The 19,441-nt window shown below is 67.3% G+C and carries 18 protein-coding genes and 3 pseudogenes; 9 read left to right on the top strand and 12 right to left on the bottom strand.

The features are described from left to right. Positions 1-854, top strand: a protein-coding gene (locus tag AB0F77_RS25935) for an IS5 family transposase (RefSeq protein WP_361953252.1) whose coding sequence is annotated in 2 segments (ribosomal slippage) — positions 1-291 and positions 294-854 — 852 coding nt annotated over the 2 segments. Because the reading frame shifts where the segments join, the coding sequence is not laid out codon by codon here. This gene is flagged as partial in the annotation. A 45-nt stretch (positions 855-899) separates the two neighbouring features. Here AB0F77_RS25935 and AB0F77_RS25930 read toward each other — a convergent pair. The 7 genes and pseudogenes from AB0F77_RS25930 to AB0F77_RS25900 all read right to left on the bottom strand — a co-directional run. After that, a pseudogene (locus tag AB0F77_RS25930) lies at positions 900-1,633 on the bottom strand (leucine zipper domain-containing protein); the annotation flags it as partial. Beyond that, positions 1,630-2,808 (bottom strand): Cmx/CmrA family chloramphenicol efflux MFS transporter, encoded by a 1,179-nt coding sequence (locus AB0F77_RS25925; RefSeq protein WP_361953249.1) that lies wholly within the window; start codon positions 2,806-2,808, stop codon positions 1,630-1,632. The gene AB0F77_RS25925 and the pseudogene AB0F77_RS25930, both read right to left, overlap by 4 nt. 324 nt (positions 2,809-3,132) lie before the next feature. Continuing rightward, a complete protein-coding gene (locus AB0F77_RS25920) occupies positions 3,133-3,903 on the bottom strand; it encodes a transposase (protein ID WP_361953246.1) in 771 nt (256 codons plus the stop codon). 39 nt (positions 3,904-3,942) lie between these two features. Then, on the bottom strand, positions 3,943-4,197 hold the full coding sequence (locus AB0F77_RS25915) for a MafI family immunity protein (protein WP_361953243.1): 255 nt from the start codon (positions 4,195-4,197) through the stop codon (positions 3,943-3,945). A gap of 96 nt (positions 4,198-4,293) precedes the next feature. Continuing rightward, a pseudogene (locus tag AB0F77_RS25910) lies at positions 4,294-5,067 on the bottom strand (alpha/beta hydrolase). Between the two features lie 65 nt (positions 5,068-5,132). Further along, positions 5,133-5,300, bottom strand: a complete 168-nt coding sequence (locus tag AB0F77_RS25905; protein WP_361953240.1) for a hypothetical protein — start codon at positions 5,298-5,300, stop codon at positions 5,133-5,135. Positions 5,301-5,706: 406 nt separating this feature from the next. Next, positions 5,707-6,228: a hypothetical protein gene (locus AB0F77_RS25900; protein WP_361953237.1), complete on the bottom strand. Its 522-nt coding sequence runs from the start codon at positions 6,226-6,228 to the stop codon at positions 5,707-5,709. Between the two features lie 187 nt (positions 6,229-6,415). Here AB0F77_RS25900 and AB0F77_RS25895 point away from each other — a divergent pair, with 187 nt between their 5' ends. Then, positions 6,416-6,730: a hypothetical protein gene (locus tag AB0F77_RS25895; protein ID WP_361953234.1), complete on the top strand. Its 315-nt coding sequence runs from the start codon at positions 6,416-6,418 to the stop codon at positions 6,728-6,730. Positions 6,731-7,045: 315 nt separating this feature from the next. On the opposite strand, the gene AB0F77_RS25890 is transcribed toward AB0F77_RS25895, so the two are convergent. Then, positions 7,046-7,210 carry a DUF5959 family protein gene (locus AB0F77_RS25890; protein ID WP_361953270.1) on the bottom strand — a complete coding sequence of 55 codons (165 nt, stop codon included), beginning with the start codon at positions 7,208-7,210 and terminating at the stop codon, positions 7,046-7,048. Between the two features lie 974 nt (positions 7,211-8,184). On the opposite strand from AB0F77_RS25890, the gene AB0F77_RS25885 reads away from it, so the two are divergent. From AB0F77_RS25885 to AB0F77_RS25865, 5 genes and pseudogenes are all read left to right on the top strand, one after another. Then, complete coding sequence (locus tag AB0F77_RS25885) at positions 8,185-9,153, top strand: membrane dipeptidase (protein WP_361953231.1); 969 nt, start codon at positions 8,185-8,187, stop codon at positions 9,151-9,153. Between the two features lie 248 nt (positions 9,154-9,401). Beyond that, on the top strand, positions 9,402-9,785 hold the full coding sequence (locus tag AB0F77_RS25880) for a hypothetical protein (protein ID WP_361953228.1): 384 nt from the start codon (positions 9,402-9,404) through the stop codon (positions 9,783-9,785). Between the two features lie 309 nt (positions 9,786-10,094). Further along, positions 10,095-10,235, top strand: coding sequence for a hypothetical protein (locus tag AB0F77_RS25875; RefSeq protein WP_361953225.1), 141 nt, complete (start codon positions 10,095-10,097; stop codon positions 10,233-10,235). An 18-nt stretch (positions 10,236-10,253) separates the two neighbouring features. After that, positions 10,254-10,469, top strand: a pseudogene (locus tag AB0F77_RS25870) (hypothetical protein); the annotation flags it as partial. A 279-nt stretch (positions 10,470-10,748) separates the two neighbouring features. After that, a complete protein-coding gene (locus AB0F77_RS25865) occupies positions 10,749-11,219 on the top strand; it encodes a VOC family protein (RefSeq protein WP_361953222.1) in 471 nt (156 codons plus the stop codon). Between the two features lie 454 nt (positions 11,220-11,673). Here AB0F77_RS25865 and AB0F77_RS25860 read toward each other — a convergent pair whose 3' ends face one another. From AB0F77_RS25860 to AB0F77_RS25850, 3 genes are all read right to left on the bottom strand, one after another. Continuing rightward, positions 11,674-12,408 (bottom strand): hypothetical protein, encoded by a 735-nt coding sequence (locus tag AB0F77_RS25860; RefSeq protein WP_361953219.1) that lies wholly within the window; start codon positions 12,406-12,408, stop codon positions 11,674-11,676. A 719-nt stretch (positions 12,409-13,127) separates the two neighbouring features. Further along, positions 13,128-13,250 (bottom strand): hypothetical protein, encoded by a 123-nt coding sequence (locus AB0F77_RS25855; protein ID WP_361953216.1) that lies wholly within the window; start codon positions 13,248-13,250, stop codon positions 13,128-13,130. A gap of 216 nt (positions 13,251-13,466) precedes the next feature. Beyond that, positions 13,467-14,066, bottom strand: coding sequence for a hypothetical protein (locus tag AB0F77_RS25850; protein WP_361953213.1), 600 nt, complete (start codon positions 14,064-14,066; stop codon positions 13,467-13,469). A 199-nt stretch (positions 14,067-14,265) separates the two neighbouring features. Between AB0F77_RS25850 and AB0F77_RS25845 the strand changes: the two genes are divergently transcribed. Then, on the top strand, positions 14,266-14,394 hold the full coding sequence (locus AB0F77_RS25845) for a hypothetical protein (RefSeq protein ID WP_361953210.1): 129 nt from the start codon (positions 14,266-14,268) through the stop codon (positions 14,392-14,394). A 167-nt stretch (positions 14,395-14,561) separates the two neighbouring features. Here AB0F77_RS25845 and AB0F77_RS25840 read toward each other — a convergent pair whose 3' ends face one another. After that, positions 14,562-15,467 carry an endonuclease/exonuclease/phosphatase family protein gene (locus AB0F77_RS25840; protein ID WP_361953207.1) on the bottom strand — a complete coding sequence of 302 codons (906 nt, stop codon included), beginning with the start codon at positions 15,465-15,467 and terminating at the stop codon, positions 14,562-14,564. A gap of 808 nt (positions 15,468-16,275) precedes the next feature. Between AB0F77_RS25840 and AB0F77_RS25835 the strand changes: the two genes are divergently transcribed. Next, on the top strand, positions 16,276-19,302 hold the full coding sequence (locus tag AB0F77_RS25835; RefSeq protein WP_361953204.1) for a glycosyl hydrolase: 3,027 nt from the start codon (positions 16,276-16,278) through the stop codon (positions 19,300-19,302). The last annotated feature ends 139 nt before the right edge of the window (positions 19,303-19,441 follow it).

The raw sequence follows: 19,441 nt of genomic DNA, 5'->3' as shown, positions 1-19,441 counted from the left end.
GATCACCGCAGGGTGATCAATGGGGTGTTGTTCCGGGCGCGGACCGGGGTGCCCTGGCCTGATCTGCCGGAACGGTACGGTCCCTGGCAGACCGTCTACGAGCGTCATCGCCGCTGGTCGGCGGACGGCACCTGGACGGCCGTCCTGGAGGAGCTGCGGATCGAGGCGGATGCCGGCGACCCGGACGGGACGCTCGCCCGCCGGGCGGAGCGTCAGGAGTGGGCCGTGAACATCGACTCGACCTCCTGCCGGGCGCACCAGCACGCGGCTGGGGCGCCCCGCAGGCCTCCGGCCGACCACCCGCAAAAAGGGGCGGGGCGCGTGAGGAGGCAGATGGGCGTGAGGCGTTGGGGCGCTCGCGGGGCGGGCTGACCGGCAAGGTCCATCTGCTGTCCGACGACCGGGCGCGCCCGCTGCACTGGCTGACCTCGCCCGGTCAGCGGGGTGACAGCCTGATGTTCGCCCCGGTGCTGGACGGCTTACGTATCCGGTGCCACGGGGCGGGCCGCCCGCGCAACAGGCCGGACCGGGTGCGCGGCGACAAGGCGTACTCCAGCCGGGACAACCGCGCCTACCTGCGACGGCGCGGCATCAAGGCCACCATCGCCCAGCCCGACGACCAACGGGCCCACCGCAGACACCGCGGACGCTCCGGCGGCCGGCCCCCGGCCTTCGACAAGGCCCAGTACCGCCACCGCAACGCGGTCGAGCGATGCGTGAACAAGTGGAAACAGTTCCGCGCCGTGGCCACCCGCTACGACAAACGCGACTACGTCTTCAACGGCACCCTCACCGTCACCGCGATCGTCATCTGGCTCCGCGACATCGTCCAAGAGCCATCAGAAACGACCTAGGTGTTGCTGGCCATGACGTTGGGTCAGGAAGCGCACGAAGACTGCGGCCCGGTAGTTTGCGCCGTTGTCGGTGACCACGCGCACGACCCGGTGAATGCGGTGGGCGGCGAAGAACACGCGGGCGCGGCTGAGGAACGCCACGGTGGTGGCGGCCTTCTCATCGGGAAGGGGCTCGGTGTAGGCCAAGCGGGAGAATCCATCGACGGCAGAGTGCAGGTAGACGTACCTGCCCTTGGCGCCGCCGGTCTTCGCGCGCTGTGCGGCCCTGACCTGCTCGGAGCCGCAGCTGTGGGCCCGCCACCCGCCACCGTCGGGGATCCGTCCGACCTTCCTGACGTCCAGGTGGACCATGTGACCCGGGTAGCGGGCCACGATCCGTTTCAACGGGCGCCTGTGTTGGCCGAGCCGTCGGGGCCGAGGAACCGGCGCTGGTTGATGCCCAGGCGCGCCAGCCACCGACCTACGGTGCGCTCGCTGATCTGCACCCCCTGGCTTACGAGTTCGAGGGTGATCCGGCGGGCGGACCACGTGTTGTCCCGCCGCAACCGCTCGATCCGCTCGACGATATCGGGTGGGGTGTGGGTCGGTGAGGATCGCGGGACGCTTGGGCGGTCCTGCAACCCGACTTCGCCGTGCGTGTCGTACCGGTTCATCCACTTGGACAGACAGGCGAGGAAGACACCGGCCTCGGCGGCGGTGTGCGCGATCGGACGGGTGTGGCAGCGCTCCACGAGCCTTCGGCGTCCCTCGATGTTCAAGGGGGCGTTCGTATGGGTCACCGGAACACCTCGGTGCTCCGGTCGGCCGTGATGGCTGTGAGGAGGGGGAACGCGATGAGCAGCGCGACAGCGACGAGGAGTCCGCTTGCCCAGAGCGGCCCGAGGTCCCCGGCTTTGGTGCTGAGAGTGGCCGCAGCGATGACGGGGCCGACGGCCGCGCCCACGTTGAGCGCCGCGGTCGCATACGAGCCGGCCCTGGTGGGGGCTCCCGCGGCCTCGTAGAGAACCCGCGTAATCAGCGTGCTGCCCAGCGCGAACGACAGTGCGCCCTGCACGAACACGAGGATGAACAGGGCGAGCGGCTCGTTCGCCAGCATCGCCAGGGCCGGCCAGCCGATGAGCAGCAACGGGCCGCCGACTGCGATGACCGGACCGGGGCGCCGGTCGGACAGACGGCCGGCAACGGTGATGCCCGCAAAGGAACCGGCACCGAAGAGCACCAGAGCGACAGAGATCCACAACTCGCCCAGCCTGGCGCTGTCGGTCACCACAGGGGCCAGGAAGGTGAGGCTTCCGAAGGTTGCCGCGTTCACCAGCGCACCGAGCAGCATCACCAGAATCAACCGCACCCGTGTGAGCTGGGCGAGCTCCGCTCGCAACGCCGGCCTGCCAGTCGCCTCATCCTCATCATGTCCTGCTGGGATTCCCTTCAGGATGCCGAGAGCGGCAGGTACGCAGAGAGCGGCGACAGCCCAGAAGGTGGTCCGCCAGCCGAGCAACGTGCCGAGCACCGACCCGCCAGGGACACCGGCGATCGTGGCCACCGTCGTGCCTGACAGCAGCACGGCCAGCGCACGTCCCTTCCTGTCGGGTGAGACCAGCGTGGCGGCAGCCGTCAGAGCGACGGCCAGGAACCCTGCGTTCGCGAGCGCGGAGACAACCCGGGTAGCGAACAGGACCGGGAAGCTGGTGGTGATGGCGCCCATGGCATGAGCTGCCGCGAAAACGAACACGAACCCGAGAAGGCTGGAGCGCCTGGGCCAGTTTCGGGCAAGCGCGGCCACAAGGGGGGCACCGACGATCATGCCGAACGCGAAGGCCGAGGCGAGCGTTCCGGCTGTCCCGACTGTGACATCGAGGTCCGAGGCGATGTCCGGCAGGAGGCCGGCGAGCATGAACTCCGAGGTGCCCATGGCGAAGACCGCCATGGCAAGGAGGTACAGCGGGAGAGGCATCGAGTGGCTCCGAGGTGAAGAGAAGCACGAGAAGGTCATCTCGTCACCGCGGCCGGCCCCAAGCGCACACTCGTCCCACCACAGAAAGCGGCGCGACGACAGAGCTACGAACTCAGTGGTTCAGGGGGCTGACGGCGTGACCGAAAGCCCCCACCTTGTCTGACTCAGGACTCGACATGGCCCGCACGCTACCCGACCGATGCCCTTCGAAGCATCTTGGTTTCACTGACATCGGCCTGTGTCACCAAACGTCATGTCCCGCAACACCTAAGCGATGTCCCGTAAATGATCTCTGGTGCGCTGGGTGACTTGCGGGCTCCTCGGTCACCCGGCGAGGATCAGGTTGTGTAGGCGAGCGATTCCGAGCATCGCGTGGTGGACACCGTCGCCCTTGAGGCGGCAGTCGCGCAGGATTTTCCAGGCCTTCATGCGAGCGAAGGCGTGCTCGACGCGGGCGCGGACCTTGCGGTGGGCCGCGTTGTGTTCCTCTTTCCAGCCGGGAAGTTCGGTCTGGCCCTTCTCGCGGCGGTGCGGAATGACCAGGCCGGTACCCCGGTAACCGCCGTCCGCGATCACCGTGGTCTTCCCGACGGCATCCTTGGCCCCAGACAGTTCCCACGCCTTGCAGTCGTTGCGGTTGCCGGGCAGCGGCCGGCCGACAGCGACGACGAGTCGGGTCTCGGCGTCGATGACGACCTGGTGGTTGGTTGAGTACCGATAGTTCTTCGACTGCTCGGCGACAGTGTGATCGCGGGTGGGGACCAGGGTGCCGTCCACGATTAGCGCGGCGTCCTCGCGGAACCGCTTGCGCTGCTGGAGCGCGAGTAACGGACCGAGGTGGTCGATGATGCGGTCGGCGGCCGACTTGGACACTCCGAACAGCGGTGCCAGCTGCCGCAACGTCAGGTTGGTTCGCCAGTACGCAGTAACCAGCAGAACCCGGTCCTCCAGCGGCAGACTCCACGGTCGGCCTTTGCGGACAGGGTCCGGACTCTCACGCCTCAACGCGGTGATCACCTTGCCGAACTGTCGTGGGCTCAGCCCGGTGAACGGGGCTATCCAAGACGGCTCAGACGCCGTAATCACACCAGCCATGTCAAGGATCATCCCTCGTTACGTCGCCGGTGGCGGAGGTCAGTCGATCAGCAGCTCGTCAAGGCGCTGAACGGAACGCGGCGTGTCCATCTCATCGGCCATAGCTACCAGGGCCGCGTGATACTGCCGGGTGATGGGGAGAGCATCCTCGTAGATCCACGAGCACATGGTGTCGAACGCCAACGCCTCCTCACCGTGTGACAGCAGATGGCGCACATCCGTGATGACCGCCTCTGAGGCGAGTGGCGAGTCCGCAAGCAGCGCCGCCACCCGTGCTCGATACGACAGGCTCACGGTGTCCCCACTCCATGGACGAACGGATCGATGACCCCACATCCTCGTTGCTCAGCGGAGGACTGTCGACTCGCCTGATCAGTTACGGGACAGCCTTTAGGCGTGGCGGACCTGGAGGAAATTCTCGATGGCCATGTTGAAGCCGGACGGATCATCGAGGTAAGGAAGATGACCGCTGTCGGGAAAGCGCACGGCCGTTCCCGCCCGGCAGAGTTCGCTCATTTCCTCCACGCAGTAGGGCGGGATGAAGTCGTCCTTCTCGCCCCTCACCAGGAGCACCGGATGGGGAAAATCCTGGAGTTCAGGTCGCTGGTCGATGTCGACGAGCTGCCGGAACACGGTGTGGAGATGAATCGGGTCGATCGCGGAGAGGGACGCCATGAAGCCGCGGGAGATGGCCGGGTGGTCGCTCTCGCCCATCTGCCGCAGTAGTTCTTCCGCCCAAGAGTGAAGACCGTCCGGCTGGAGCAGCAGGTCGTAGAGGTCCAGCCGACGTCGCAGGTCGTCCGGCCGGAGGTGCAGAAAGGCGTTGACGATCACGAGCTTGTGGACGCGCTCGGGGTGCTCCGTCGCGAACGACAATCCGGCGCGGGCCCCTTTGGACAGACCGACGACCGCCGCCCGATCGACACCGGCGTGATCCAACGCGGCCCCGACCGCACGGCCGTACTCTCAAAACGGAACACCGGTTCCCGTCGAACGGCCGTGACCGGGGAGATCCAGCGCGACGACTCGCTGTGACGCGGCGAAGTGGCGCCGCTGAAGCAGCCAATTACTGGAATTCCCACCGAGACCGTGAAGAAAGACCAGGGCGTCACCCTGCCCTTCGTCGGTGTAGTGGAGCCTTTCCCCATTCCAGTCGAAAAACATCACAGCATCCCAAGTCGAAGCGTGTCCCTTAATTGAACCCGACACATTCCCACAGAACAAACCGCTTACCCTGGAGACAAGGCCGGCGCCGAGGGTACGGCCGGTGAGCTGTTTTCAGGGACGTCCAGAGTGACGCTGTACCTGCGCCAGCCCACCGTCCCGGCGATGCGGCGGTCCGGCTCGTGCATGTTGTCGAAGGCGATGGTGCGCTTACCGGCGTCGTCGATGCGCATCCAGATGCCTGCCCACCCGACAACGTCGCGTGCCTCGGTAGTCATCCGCCGCGATCGACTGCACCAACGATGCGTAGTCCGTGGGACTTTCGTGTAGGGGGTGGATGAAAGCGCTGGCTCGACCCACGGAGAACACCTCGAAGTCCAAGCCGACTTCATAGTCCTGAGGCACTGATCCGGATACGGCCCACCCCTTCGGCGTGGTGTCCTGAGGAGCAACGGCCGGCCGACACACCTCCACCTCCGCAAGGATCTGACTGGTCGCGGCCCAGGGTCCTATCCGTTCCGGCCTCAAGCTTTAGCTTTCGAGCCTCGGCCCGCGCCCAGAGTGTGCGGCTCGGTCACAGCGCCAGAGCGAGGGTACGGCGTGTGACGCGGTGAGAATGAGCGTCATGACCCTCGACTGTCACGCGGTGGAATCCACGTTCCACGTCGCGGGTAGATCGCCGCCGCAGAAGACGCAGATGAAGTCGTCCTCGCGCACGATGTTGTTTTCCCGGCAGTCGGGGCACCGCCGGAAGACCACCTCGTGGGTGAATCCGGAGGGCCGCCCGAGTCCTACGCCGTCCACAGCACGGGCGACCTCCGACCAGGAGCTGATGTCCGGGCAGTATCCGGTGGACTGGTTACTGACCTCGCTCACGATCCACTGGTCCGCCTCGTACAAGAAGCTGATCTCGCCGGCACTCAGCACCATGTCTCCGCCGGCACAGGCCACGTGCTCGCTTCGTCGCGGCGCCAGCCGAAGCACACCGTCCATACCAACCACGAAGGTGAACGGCTCGGCCAGTTCCGCCGCCGATCGCTGAGCGATCCAGCTGCCGAAGTCAGCCACCGAGCCGATCCGGCACCCGCCGCCACCAGGCCGGAGGGCAGTCTTCAGCTCGACCGGCCCGACATACCTGTAACTCCGCCCCCGCACACTCACGTCGGCCAACCTAGAGCACTTCCGACGCAGGCCCCAGGGCGTGTCTCCTGAGGGCGTCAACTACCGCAGCGCGGAATGCCGGGGACCGTACTGGCCGTCGCGGGTGGGCCAACGGTGGGGTCACCCTGGGCAGTGAACAAAGACGCTATGGAAAGCAGTTGACCCCACCTACTGACACGATGGTTCCGTGGCTGACCTGGAGCGCATCAAAGCAGAGAGCGTGGCGTACTTCCGAGCACTCGACGAGAACGCCACCCTGCGACACCACTTCCGTCATGCTGATGAGGAGGGCGGTTTGTGGTACGTCGAAGCCGTACCCGACCGCGGCGAGTTGATCGTCATCAAGCAAGCCGAACTGACCTCGGCCGGCCAACTCCACCGCTACAGCTGGGAGCACCTGGAGGACGAGCACGGTGGCCTGACGGACCAGGCAATCGCCCCGGAAGAGGACCCGCTGGAGGCCGTCCCGGCCGAAGAGTTCCAGCGGGTGTGGACTCGGTGAGTACGATTGTTGCTGCGCGCCTCGCCGTTCGGGGCCGTTGATGTCAGCGTTGGACGTCAGCGAAACAGCTCTGGCACAGCACAGGTCTCCAACGGCTCCTCAGGTTGATCGGCCCAGCGCCACCACACATGTCGACCGGTACACCGCCATAAGGTCCGGCAGGCCCGTCGGCCATCGTTCTGCCGCTGGGCGAGAACGAAGCCGCCGAACTTCATGGGCTGGCTGCACTCGGGGCAGTGCGAGGCGTCGTGGCTCATGCGGCGCACGTTAGCGGAGCGACCCCTTCGCCCTGAACTCTCGTTTGTTGGTCATGGTTCAGCCTTCACTCATGGGCCAGGTCTCCCAGACCAACTCCATTTGTCGGTACGCCTCGTCGAACCGGACGTCGGCCAGTGGGACGGTGACCGTCACCGTCGTCAGGGACATGGAATGGTCCTTGACCGTGACCTGGCACCGGTCGTCGTCTTCGTCGAGTTCGATGAACAGTCCCGGAGCGCGTTTTCCCTCGCGCCAGGCGATGCTGTCCCGCGTCGAGCGAGTCCAGAGCCCGCTGCCACTGCCGCAGATCCTCGGGTTCTCTGGGGGTTTGGTGTATCTCCCCGATCTTGAGGCATTCCTGGCCGATCTGCTGCGAACCGTGAACGTCTAGCCGCCTTCGCCAGCGCCGACCCCTGGGCCGAGGTGGAGGCCAGACCTTCGGACGATGAGACTGCCCGTGTCCGCCGCCCGGTTCAGCGGGTGCGCCAGCACCTCGACGAGCTCACCGACGAGGACCGGGCCGAGATCCGCGAGGCAGTTGCGCTGGTCCGCCATAGCCGCGGCGTGTCCCTGGGCATGCCGCGCGTTCGCCAGCCCCTCCCCGGCCTTCGCCCGGAGAGAACCGGATGACCAGCATGACCGACGGGCGGCGGGCCGACTCGGCCCGCCGCCGCGAACGCGTCCTTAAAGCTCTCGATCGCGTCCACGCCGCCGCAGCAGCCCCACCAGAAGAAGGCCGGACCGCGGCAGTCAGCCGGGCCTTGCTGCGGGCAGACCTGACCAACGCGCTGGAGCGAAACAGACGGTTGACCGTCCGGGGCCGACAGTTGGAGAAGCGTCTCTCCGAAGGGTCTCGCTGAAACCGCATGGAAGGAATCCGGCCTTGGCGAGTCCGCTGACATCGACCAGCTTCAACGCCCTATCACGTTGCTCGAACAAGACCTGGCTGACACAAGGGGCCACCTCGATGAGCGGTCAGAGGAACTTGATGCCGCGCGGGCGGCTAACCGGGAACTGACCCGGGCACTGGACCAGGCCCGCTGACGCCATCCGCGCTCGGCGGTACTGCCGGGAGAGTGGACATCCGCAGGCGATGGCGGCGGCGGAGGTGTTTTGCTCGGGTCGGTGCAGGTCCCCAAAGACGGTCTCAACCCGCGCCGGCGCCCCGCCCTTGGTTCTGCCCTAGGCTCCTGCTCATGGATGGCTCCCGATCAGGCACGGTCCGTCTCGACGCAGCCGGCCCCGAGTTGACCCCGCGAACCTTGTCGACCCAGCTGGGCCGGATCAGGAAGGGAAAGCTCAACACTGTCCTGGCGACCGTTACCGCGCTGGAGCCACCACAGCAGGCGATCAACGCGGTCAACGAGTGGTGGAAGATTGATCGCGCGCTGGATCGGGGCGCACGTGTCGCCACGAGCGTCGAGCAGATCCGGCAGACCGTGGCGGCGGGCGACCTCGCGGTGGTGCTGCACTTTCAGGGATCGGCCCCGCTCGGCGGCCAGGTTGAGATGGTCGACACCTATGCCCGCCTCGGCGTGCGGGTCATCCAGCTGACCTACAACTACGCCGAGCTAGCGGGCGACGGATGCCTCGAAGAGCGAAACGCCGGGCTGACAATGTTCGGCCGCAACATTGTGCACCGAATGCAAAACCTCGGCGTCACCGTCGATCTCTCGCACGCCGGCGAACGAACCTGCCTGGAGGCGTTGTCCATCGCGCAGCGCCCAGTGATCATCTCGCACGGAAACGCCCGCGCGGTTTGCAAATCGCCCCGCAACTTCAGCGACGACGTGATCCGCGCGGTCGCCGCGACCGGAGGCGTCATCGGGTTGTGCGCCTATCCCGCGTTCGTGTCCAGCGACCCCGTGCCGACCCTCGATCAGCTCATCGACCACGCCGTGCACATCAGTGAGCTCGTCGGAGCTCAGCACGTGGGCCTCGGGCTCGACTTCGCCGATGAGGACGAGAACGACTATGACTACTTCGGCTACGACGAGCGCTATTACCCCCGCCCGCCGTGGACCTGGCCCGTGGGCATCTCGTGGTGGGAGGAAGCGGTCAATATCGCCCCCGCGCTGCGCCAACGAGGCTTCAGCGAAGAGGACGTCACCGGCATCATGGGCGAGAACTTCATGCGCGCATTCGAGCAGACCTGGAAGAAATAAGTCAGCTCTGCTCGCCTGACACCACATCGCAGACTGAGGACGGTGGCGTGTGTCAGGGTGCCACGGCCGAAGGGCGTATCGGCCGAGTTGGATAGCAATCGCACCAAAACTCCTGAACCACCCTCTGTGATTGGCCGTCAAGTCACCGCGATGTCCTCGCCGCTGAGCCGACGGACGGCTACCGTGTCCCTGGCTGAAACAGCACCGCTCAAGCAACCGGGGGAGAAGCCTTGCTGAGGAAAGTCAGTGTGATCGTGGCCGCAGCTGCGGCGACAGCCGTGCCGGTTCTCGCGGGGGCGCCGGCCGCCACCGCAGCCACGACCGCCTACCCCACTGCCCATTTCACCGTCCAATCAGGCGACAGCTGGTACGCCGGCCAAATCACCTGGTACAATCGGTCGGTCAGCCTCAACGGGTCGCTCAATGCCTACGGGTGCAAGCGTGCGTACGGCATCGCGTGGGCAGGCATCACCCCGCTGGACGAACGGAGCACCAGCACCCACTGCGACAGCTACACGGATCAGGACATCTCCCTGGTCGCAGACGTCCCCGGCGGAGCTGACCATGTCCGGATCAACCTGACCGACGCCAACGGGAACGTTCTCGCCTACAAGTATTACTACCGGCCATGAGGTGATGAGAACCGGTTGGTGTGTGACCACTGTTCGGCCACACACCACGGCCGAGCGGTACGACGCGGGCTCAGCAATCAGGTTGGAAAAGCCTCGGCCCATCACGGGAGGATCCTCCCGTGAGCACGAGGTGCCCACCCGGATCGCCGTCGATCTCGCGCAGAACGGCATCCCAGGCGGGTTGATCGGATACGAGTACCGGCCACTGGGTGAGCCGGTGTACTTCGGTGGGATCGGTGAACGACGGCTGGCCGCCATCGCGCGAGTGGCCTGTTCGGACACATGGCCGTAGACGTGGCCAGTGGCCGCGTGGTGCAGACTCCCCACGTCGAGTCATCGACGACGATCCATCACGTGAACCGCGACCTCGACTCCTTCAACCGATGCGTCGCGGCCGTGATCGCACACTTCCCGTTCTACGCGGAGGCCGACGAGGTCTGGGGACGGTGAACAGGCAGGGAGAGCCTGGTGGGGACGATACTCAAGGGTATGAGCCGCGTTCCATGGCATGAGTTGACGCATGCTTATGGATCTGCGGAAAGCGTTCCGGGCCGACTCTCGCGGGTGGCGTGGGGTGATGCCAACACGAGCACTGACGCGTTGAGTGATCTAGGTCTGTGGCTCGGCGAGCTGGCTGTCTTCGATGCGACTGTCGCTGCGGTTCCCTTCCTGTGGGACCTCGCGGTGCGGGCAGCGGCAAGCGAACTGACGGCAGCGATCAACAGCCATGTCTGTGACTACTGTCGTCAGGTCTGACGGCAGGTTTCTTGGGCGGCGCGACGGAGCGGGCTGTGGAGACCAGGCTCGGGACTTACCGAACGGACGGTTCGGCTGCGGGTCTCCCGTTGCGCTCGGTGAAGGTCTCCGTCCAGCCGCGAAAACTTTCGTTCGAACCGATGAGTTCCGTCGGCCGGGCCGGTCTACCAGGACGTACGCCATCGAGACGCCGACTGGAGACCCACCATGACCAATCCCGCACACCCCGGCCGCATGTTGTTCGTGAACATCCCCGTAGCGGACCTCGAACGCAGCAAGGCGTTCTTCGCCAAGCTCGGTTTCAGCTTCAACCCGAACTTCACCGACGAGACCGCCGCCTGCATGCTGGTCGGCGAGCACGCCTTCGTCATGCTGCTCACCCGTGAGAAGTTCGCGGAGTTCTCGAAACTGCCGATGGCCGATCCCACCACGCACACGCTGGCGCTCTACTGCTTCAGCGTGTCGTCCCGCGACGAGGTCGACGCGGTCAGCGCCGCCGCACTCGCTGCGGGCGGCTCCGAGGCGGACGGCGCGGAGGACTACGGCTTCATGTACTCCCGCAGCTTCTTCGACCTCGACGGCCACGGCTGGCAGGTCATGTGGATGGACCCGAAGGCGGCAGAGCAGGGCCCCGAGGCGTTCACGGCCTCCACCCAGGATGCCGACACCCCAGCTTGACCCACCCCACCTCGTAGGGCAGGTGGTGGTGTGCTGTGTACGAGGGAGCACCCACGCGTTCATGGGCAACTGGCTGCCGAGACGGGTCCTCAGTTGCGACCCACAGGTTATCCCGCCCGTTGTTCACACTCAAAGCGCTTACCGACGGCAGCCCCACCACCTGAAGACCCCAGACCTGGAGGTGGAATGCGCACCGTGCTGTCATGAAGGCTGGACCTGTCAAGAGTGGTACTACATCTACTGAGCTGCTCAGGGAATGATGGGCGAGAGCAATTGGCAGGGGATTTGGTGGGCCTCAGCGGTCAGCTCTCGTCTTCGCCGAGGGCCGAAGCCGTCCGGGACCTTCAGCAGTGCGTTGCGCCGTGGTCCCTCTGGACGCCGGGTCCGGTGAGGCTTCCTCGCCCGTGCTGGTCCTCCAAGAATATGACGAGTGTTGACGTCAGATCACCAAGGTTCATGGCGCACCTTTTGCTCCCAATTCCCCCGCGGGGCCGGCATCCTGGGCGAGGTGGCGCAGGGAACGCATCACCGTGTCCGCTTCCTCGCCGTGCAATTCCCGGCCGGGTCCCCCGAGGGCGGCACCACGGGCGGCGATGTCGCGCAGGGCGGGCATCATCGTGTTCGGCTCCTCGAACTGCAATTGCCGGCTGAGCCCCTCCGTCTGGAGATCGCTTCCCATGGCACGAGAGATCGCTTCCCGGGTCGGGAGGAACGCCATCGGGGCCGAGTACGCGGCCAGGTCGTTCACGTGGACCAGGCGCAGCTCGTTGGGTTCTATCTCGGAGCCTGACAGGACCACTTCGGTGTTGTCGATACGGCCCCGGGCGACCCAGTAAGGGTTGCTGCTGTTTCGCCAGATTTCGAACGTCACGGGTTTCCCCTCTGCGGTGATGGTGATGGGTTCGGAGAACGGCGGCCCGGCCGGAATTCCCTCACCGGGGTGGCAGTAGTCCTCCAAAGCGTCCTCCAGGGCCTCGCTTGCCTTTGCATTGCCGGAGGAAGCGCTGAAAACCATGACGTGCTTGACCTGTGGGTCATAGGACGCGGAGCCGAACCACAGGCACACATGAATGTCGCCGGTGACTTGGTTGTCGCCACCACCCATGAACTGCCGTGATTCCGGCCAGTCGGCATCAACGGCGACGGCCCTGAAGCCGTCCGCCGAAACAAGGGTGCCTTGATCGTTCATGGGATCTCCTTGTGCTCGTCCGTGATCAGGCATCGTGCCATGCACGCGACCGGGGCCAACGGGTTGGGCCTGGGCTGGCCGGTGCACGACCACTCTCACGGGACCGGTCTCGCCAGGTTCTGACAGCGGAGCGCATGGGGTGCCTCTTTGGGATGGTGCCGGCGCCCTCGACACCTGCTTCAGGAGAGAGGCCAGGTGATCTTATGTCTGAGCTGAGGTGCGCCGACCGGCCAGGTGCGCATGTGCCTCGCGGCGATGACGGCCGTTGGCGCGAGAGCCCAGCGTCAGAAGCTCGACATCCCTCCCGACCTGCTTGGTCGCGCCTCGTTGCCGGCGATGGATACCAGAGGCTGCGGTGGGATGCCCTGCTTCAAGGCTGGCCCGAGCGTCATCTCGTCGGCGGGCCCAGGGGGGCGTTGGCCAGTTCGCTGAACGACTGTCAGTGCCGCGGGAATGCCGTGCCGCGCAAGAGTCTCTTGCTGTATCGCAACATGGCGGTGCATGAGAACTTCCAACGCTGTATCCAAAGAGTTCTAGAGCTTCTACAGAAGGCTCAAAAAGAGAGACTCGCAATGAGGTGACCAAGCGGCCGGCGGAGTCTCAATGGGCGTGACAGGTGCCAGCGGCCTCGGTCTGGTCACCGGTCTCGCTCATCAGGGCAACCAAGAAGCCCACGGCTCTGTCCCAGGGTTCTTTGCATGATCGAGGTCTGTCCGGATTCATCCGGTGATGCCGAGGGCGGCCAGGGGCCTTCGCCAGTCGCGAGCGGTGTGGCGTAGGGCGATGTCGGTGTGGCCGTCCTGACGGTGGACGTCGATGGCGAGGTTGCGCAGGCCGGCCATGATGCGTGGGAGACGGCCGCTACTTCCGCCACCTGCCCGAACCGGGGTAGTTCCCTCCAAGGAGGGGTCGGCACGGCACTCCGGACGAAACGTGATCATGCATCGGCCCCTGTCGGCGGACCGAGAGCGCACAACCGGATGCCACGACCCGTCAGCGATTACTGACCGGAGTCCAGCGGCCACGACTGGTACTGAGACGCGCCGGGGACGTTGTCCTCAGGGACCGGTCAGCTGCCTGACTGCCGCCTTGTACCAGTCCCTCGGGTCCCTCGACTTCTTCTCGGCCAGCCGCTTCTTCCGGGCGTTGAGCCGCTTGTACTGGTCGCCGCGCCAGCCTGTTTCGAGATCGGCCTGCGGGACGAAGCGGAAGAGCCCGCTCACGACGGAGGCGTCATAAGCCTCTATGAGATGGAGCTCCTCGTCCTGTGGGAGCCGGCCCCGCCCCTGGATGTTCTTGTTGCCGGCGTTCTGAACGAACACCACGTCCTGCACCTGCTGGTAGACGCAGTGGGCGTCGTTCTGCCTGTCGATGACACGAGACCATGCGGCCCCGATGCACTTCATCTGCTGGCGCACGGTGGTTTGCCTGAGGTCGATCCCGGTCTCCTCGAAGAATTCGATCTGCCCGCCGGTGATCACATCGTCTGCCGCGACGGAGCCGCCGGGGATGACGAGCTGCCCCGCCCCGTTCAGGACCGTGGGTTCAGTCGCGTTGCCTCCGAAGCGGGATCCGTACACGTTCTTGTAGGCGACCAAGACCCGGAACTGCCTGGGGTCGCTGGTGGGGATGTCATAGACCAGGTGGTAGGCGTACACGTCTTCACCTTTCGCCTCATGAGGGCACACGACCGCTGCTCCAAGATAGGGCGACAACCATTGCCCGAATACGGGGCCGATCCGGCCGACTGCGGCCCCTGGTGTCCTCCAGCGAGTCGAAAATCTTCTGCACCACGTCCGCGACCGCACGTTCCGCGAGGACGACTCCAAGATCCATGCCGGCCGTCTCCCGCGCATCATGGCCGGCCTGCGCAACCTCGCCATCGACGTCCACCGTCAGGACGGCCACACCAACATCGCCGTCGCCCTACGCCACACCGCTCGCGACTGGCGAAGGCCACTGGCCGCCCTCGGCATCACCGGATGAATCCGGACAGACCTCGATCATGCAAGGGACCCTGGGCTCTGACCAGTGTGGATGTCGTGGACTTCTGTCATTGTCGGTCGGCGTCGGCTGACTTCGGACGGCCCGGAGTTGAGCCGAAGCGCGATGGTCGTCACATGGGCGGGCTTGTTGTCATCGAGATCGCTCCTTCAGCTCAGGGTGATCCGAGCGGTGACCGGCAGGTGGTCGCTGCCGGTGGGCGACAAGGTGCGGATCTGGCGGACGGTTGCCGAGCGGGCCATGACCTGGTCGATACGGGCCATGGGGAAGCCGGCGGGGAAGCTGAAGGCGAAGCCTCGCTCCGCTGTGTTCATCCGTGAGGTCAGCGGGGCCAGCCCACGGTCGTCGACGGTGCCGTTGAGATCGCCGAGCAGGAGGACCGTTCTCAGCTTCTCGGCGGCGATGGCCTCGCCGAGCAGACCGGCGCTCTCGTCCCGGTCGGAGGACGCGAGGCCGCTCACCCGGACGCGGACCGAGGGCAGGTGCGCGACGTACGCCACGATGTCGCCGTACGGTGTGCGGACCACGGTCCGCAGCCCGCGACTCCAAGTCTCTTTGATCCCCTGGGGTTTGATGTCCACCAGCCGGACACCGGTCAGTGGATGCTTCGACCAGAGTCCGACGGTGCCCCGGACGGCGTGGTGCGGGTAGTTCGGGGCGAGGGTCTGCGCGTACACCGCCAGCGCCGGGGGCACCAGTTCCTCCAACGCGATGAGATCGGGGTCGGCGTCGGCCAGGGCGCGGACCGTGCCCGCCGGGTCGGTGTTCTCGTCGCTGACGTTGTGTTGCACCACGACCAGATCGTGCGGACCAGGCCCCGGCCCCGGCAGGAGCAGCCCGCCGAAGAGGTGCGTCCAGGCCGCCATCGGCAGCAGCAGCGCCATCAGCGCGGTTGCTGAACGGCGCAGCAGGGTTGGAACGAGCAGCACCGCGACCACCAGGCCGAGCCACGGGAGGAACGCTTCCAGCAGACTGCCCAGGTGGCCCACGGAGTTGGGCACCGCCCGGTGGAAGGCCATGAGCCCGGCCGTCAGCACCGCGAACACGGCGGGCACCCGCCCCCGTCTCCAGGCCGGCCGGCACCATGGATCCCGCTTCGCGCTCTCGCCCGCAGCCCACGGCCCAGATCGACGTCGCACCCATCGGGCCACTGCCGCCTTCCCCTCCACCACGGTTTCCCCTCTGCCTGACCTTGCTACTCAGGACGGGTCATCAGGTAGATCGGTTTCGACAGCCCCGCTCCCGCCGCACCGCCACCACTTCGGCGGCGGCGAGCACCAGCCGATGCGACCGGGCGCGGTTTCTGTGCAACTCAGCACATCGAGGCCGCGTCCGGGCCGGTGACAACCCTCGTGCTCAGTGCGCTGATGGTGACAAACAGCCTGCTGACCGAGTGGCGCCAACTACCGGGCTTCTCCGCCGCGGAACGCCAGGTCGGCCGCTCTCGTTGGTGACACCAGCGCGCTTCGGCACAAGAGACGGCCCGGCGTCGTCCGAGCCGACCATGTCGCCGACTTCGCTCGGTCGCGCTGATCCGGCTGGTGAGTGAGCACCGCTTCAGGAGAGCGGTGCTCCCCCGGAGAGTTGAAGCTTGGGGCGCGTGATGCGGCCCCTCAGCCACCGGCATCGGAGTCGGAATCGTAGGCTCCGATCCCCCTCGCAACGCCAGTGCCCAGCATTGCCCCCCTCCTCACCCCTCGGCCACCCCCACCCCACCCCCGAATCACCCCGCCCCAACCTCCCCCCCACCCCCACCCCGTCCCAAAACGCCGCGCACGCATCTTGACCCTGTCCGAAGGTGGCCCTTAACGTCCAAGCGTTTGCAGGTAATTGAAACGATTCAATCAGATCTGGGGCACACGTATGCATGAGAGCAACTCACGGCGCGACGGGATCCCCCGTCGTACGGTCCTGGCCGCGGGCCTCGTGGCCGGTACGGCGGCGGCCCTGTGGCCCGCCGCCCCCGACGCCGTCGCACTGCCGGAGGGCACGGCGAACCTGCCGGGCGGCCGGCAGAGGCTGAGCGGCGGCTGGCTCGCCGACCCCCCGGCCCCCGTGCGCCCCAAGTTCCGCTGGTGGTGGCCCGACGGCCTGGTCGAACCGGACGAAGTCGCCCGCGAGATCGACCAGATCGCCGACGCGGGCTTCGGCGGCGTCGAGATCGCCGCCGTCCACCACAGCGTCCAGGACAAGTCGCTCCTCGACGTCGCCCACCACGGCTGGGGCAGCAGACCCTGGCGCGACGGTGTCGAGGCCGCCCTCCGCCGGGCCGCCCGGCGCGGTGTCACCGTCGACATCACCCTCGGCCCCAGCTGGCCCGTGGCCGTGCCCGGCGTCATCCCCGACGACGAGGCCGCCGCCCAGGAACTCGCCCACGGACACGTCCAGTTGGCCGCCGGTGCCACCTACCGGGGGCCCGTTCCGCCGCCCTCGCGCACCGCGGCGGCCGGCGTCACCCGGCAGCGGCTCCTCGCCGTACAGGCCGCCCGGCTGGACCCGGCCAACTCCACGCGCAAGGAGACCGGGCTCGACGCCTCCTCCGTCCGCGACCTCACGGGCACCGTCACCGACGGCACCCTCACCTGGACGGCCCCCGACGACGGCGACTGGGTGCTGATCTCCTACTGGCGGCGCGGTTCCGGGCAGCAGCCCGAGTCCGGCCCCCACTCCGCACCCGCCACCTACGTCGTCGACCATCTGAGCCCCCAGGGCACCGCCGCGGTCACCGGCTACTGGGAGGAGCAGCTACTCACCCCCGCCGTACGGCAGTTGCTCAGGGCCGCGGGCGGTGCGTTCTTCGAGGACTCCGTGGAGCTGGAGACCGACGGCCTCACCTGGACCCCGCTGCTGCCCGACGCCTTCGAACAGCACACGGGACGCCCCCTGTTGCCGTACCTGCCCGCGATCGTCCTGGACGACAGCAACCAGGTCTTCGCCTTCGAGGCCGAACTGACCCGGCAGATCAGACACGACTTCTGGGAGACGGTCTCCGAACTGTTCAACCGCCACCACCTGCGAGCGCTCCGGGACTGGGCGCACTCACTCGGCATGGACCTGCGCGCGCAGCCCTACGGCCTCCAGACCGACGCCATCGCCTCCGCCTCCATCCTCGACATCCCCGAGGGCGAATCCCTCGGCTTCAAGAACCTGGACGACTTCCGCTGCCTGGCCGGCGGCCGTGACATGGCCGGCCGCACGGTGCTGTCCTGCGAGGCGGGCGCCTACAACGGCTCGGCCTACAGCACGACTTGGGACCGCTTCCTGCGGACCATGGGCGGCGCCTACGCGGCCGGCGTCAACCAGACGGTCGTCCACGGCTTCTCCTACGCCACCGCACCGCAGGTGAGCTGGCCCGGCTTCGCGGCCTTCAGCCCGTACAACGGCACACCCGGCTACGGCGAGTCGTGGGGACCCCGGCAGCCCACCTGGGGGCACGTCACCGACATCTCCGGCTACCTCGGGCGGGTGCACCAGGTCCTCCAGTCCGGCACCGCCCGCGCGGACGTGGCCGTGCTGCGGCAGACCGGCTACACCGCCACCGGCATCGGCGCGTCCTGGCTCACCTCGACCGGCGTCCCGCTCGGCTGGACCCACCAGTTCCTCAGCGGCCCCCTGCTCGACCTGCCCGCCGCGACCGTCTCCGGGGGCCGGCTCGCCCCTGAAGGCCCCGCCTACAAGGCCCTGTTGATCGAGAGCGACTTCTTCTACGGCTCCACGCCCACCCTCTCCCCGCACGACGCGCGCAAGGTGCTCGCTCTCGCCCGTGCCGGACTGCCCGTCGTCCTGTTCGGCGCCTTCGACCAGGCGCTGACCCCGGGCGTGCCCGACCCGGGCGAGACCGATCAACTGCGCGAGATCTTCACCGCGTTGCTCGCCCTGCCCCACGTCCTCCGGGTCACCGACAAGACGGCGATAGGCGATGCCCTCACCTCCCTCGGCGTGACGCCCGACGTCCGCCACGCCACCCCGTCCACGCTCCTCAACGCCCACCGGGTGACCCCGGAGGCGGACTTCTACTACCTCTGCAACGGCAAGCACTCCGAGACCGTCAAGCCGCCGGTCGCCGCCATCGACCACGAGGTCACGCTGCGCCGCACACAGGGCGGGGCGACGGTGCCGTACCTGCTCGACCCGTGGACGGGCCGGGCGACGCGGCTCGCCCGGTACACCCGGAGCGGCCGGGACGTGACGCTGCGGGTGGCACTCCAGCCGGGGCAGGTCATGATCGTCGCGCTGGGCCGGCCCGGCCTCTTCGGCGACCGCGACGGCGACCGTCCGTACGCCGTCGGCACCGACGCCGACACGGCCCTGTTCACCCGGCACGGACTGACCGTGCGCGCGAGTACGGCGGGCACGTACAGGACCCGTCTGTCGAGCGGCCGTACGGTCTCCACCCGCATCCCCGCCGTGCCGCTGCTGATCACCCCGGCCCGCTGGGAGCTGGACGTCGAGGACTGGTACCCGGGACCCACGGCCACGACGACCGAGAAGGTGCACAGATCCCTCACGCTCGACACCCTCGCACCCTGGTCGCAGATCCCCGAACTGGCCGACTCCGCCGGTGTCGGACGGTACCGGACCACCGTCACCCTGCCCGCCGACTGGAGTGCGGCCCATGGCGCGCTGCTGGACCTCGGCCAGGTCGGTGACACGTTCCGGGTGACCGTCAACGGCACCCGACTGGCACCGGCGGACCGGCTGCACCCCGTCGTCGACCTCGGTGATCTTCTGCGGCGTGGCGAGAACACCGTCGAGGTCGAGGTGGCGACGCCTCTCGTCAACCGGCTCAGGGTCGCCCAGCCGGCCGTGTTCGGCGGCGTCGCCCGCCAGGCGTACGGCCTCGTCGGGCCCGTCCGTCTGGTGCCCTACGCGCAGTCGACCGTGGCCTGAGCCGGACCGGACCGGACCGGCGGGGCGGGGCGCGGTGGGGCGGGGTGACGCACGCCCGTTGTTTTGAACGTTTCAACCCGCGTCCCCGGCCCGCCGCCGCCCGCACCGACACGCTCCTGTCCCCGCACGGTCACATCGC

The sequence above is a fragment of the Streptomyces sp. NPDC026672 genome (genome assembly GCF_040638185.1).
Lineage (GTDB): Bacteria > Actinomycetota > Actinomycetes > Streptomycetales > Streptomycetaceae > Streptomyces.
Note: the sequence above shows the minus strand (reverse complement) of the source record. Positions and strands in the feature narration are given on the sequence as shown.

Bases quoted from the DNA above. Each gene is read 5' to 3' on its own strand.
- AB0F77_RS25925 (WP_361953249.1), bottom strand. From the start codon at position 2,808: ATGCCTCTCCCGCTGTACCTCCTTGCCATGGCGGTCTTCGCCATGGGC.
- AB0F77_RS25920 (WP_361953246.1), bottom strand. From the start codon at position 3,903: ATGGCTGGTGTGATTACGGCGTCTGAGCCGTCTTGGATAGCCCCGTTC.
- AB0F77_RS25905 (WP_361953240.1), bottom strand. From the start codon at position 5,300: ATGCGCATCGACGACGCCGGTAAGCGCACCATCGCCTTCGACAACATG.
- AB0F77_RS25885 (WP_361953231.1), top strand. From the start codon at position 8,185: ATGGATGGCTCCCGATCAGGCACGGTCCGTCTCGACGCAGCCGGCCCC.
- AB0F77_RS25865 (WP_361953222.1), top strand. From the start codon at position 10,749: ATGACCAATCCCGCACACCCCGGCCGCATGTTGTTCGTGAACATCCCC.
- AB0F77_RS25860 (WP_361953219.1), bottom strand. From the start codon at position 12,408: ATGAACGATCAAGGCACCCTTGTTTCGGCGGACGGCTTCAGGGCCGTC.
- AB0F77_RS25855 (WP_361953216.1), bottom strand. From the start codon at position 13,250: ATGGCCGGCCTGCGCAACCTCGCCATCGACGTCCACCGTCAGGACGGC.
- AB0F77_RS25845 (WP_361953210.1), top strand. From the start codon at position 14,266: ATGGCCGGCCTGCGCAACCTCGCCATCGACGTCCACCGTCAGGACGGC.
- AB0F77_RS25835 (WP_361953204.1), top strand. From the start codon at position 16,276: ATGCATGAGAGCAACTCACGGCGCGACGGGATCCCCCGTCGTACGGTC.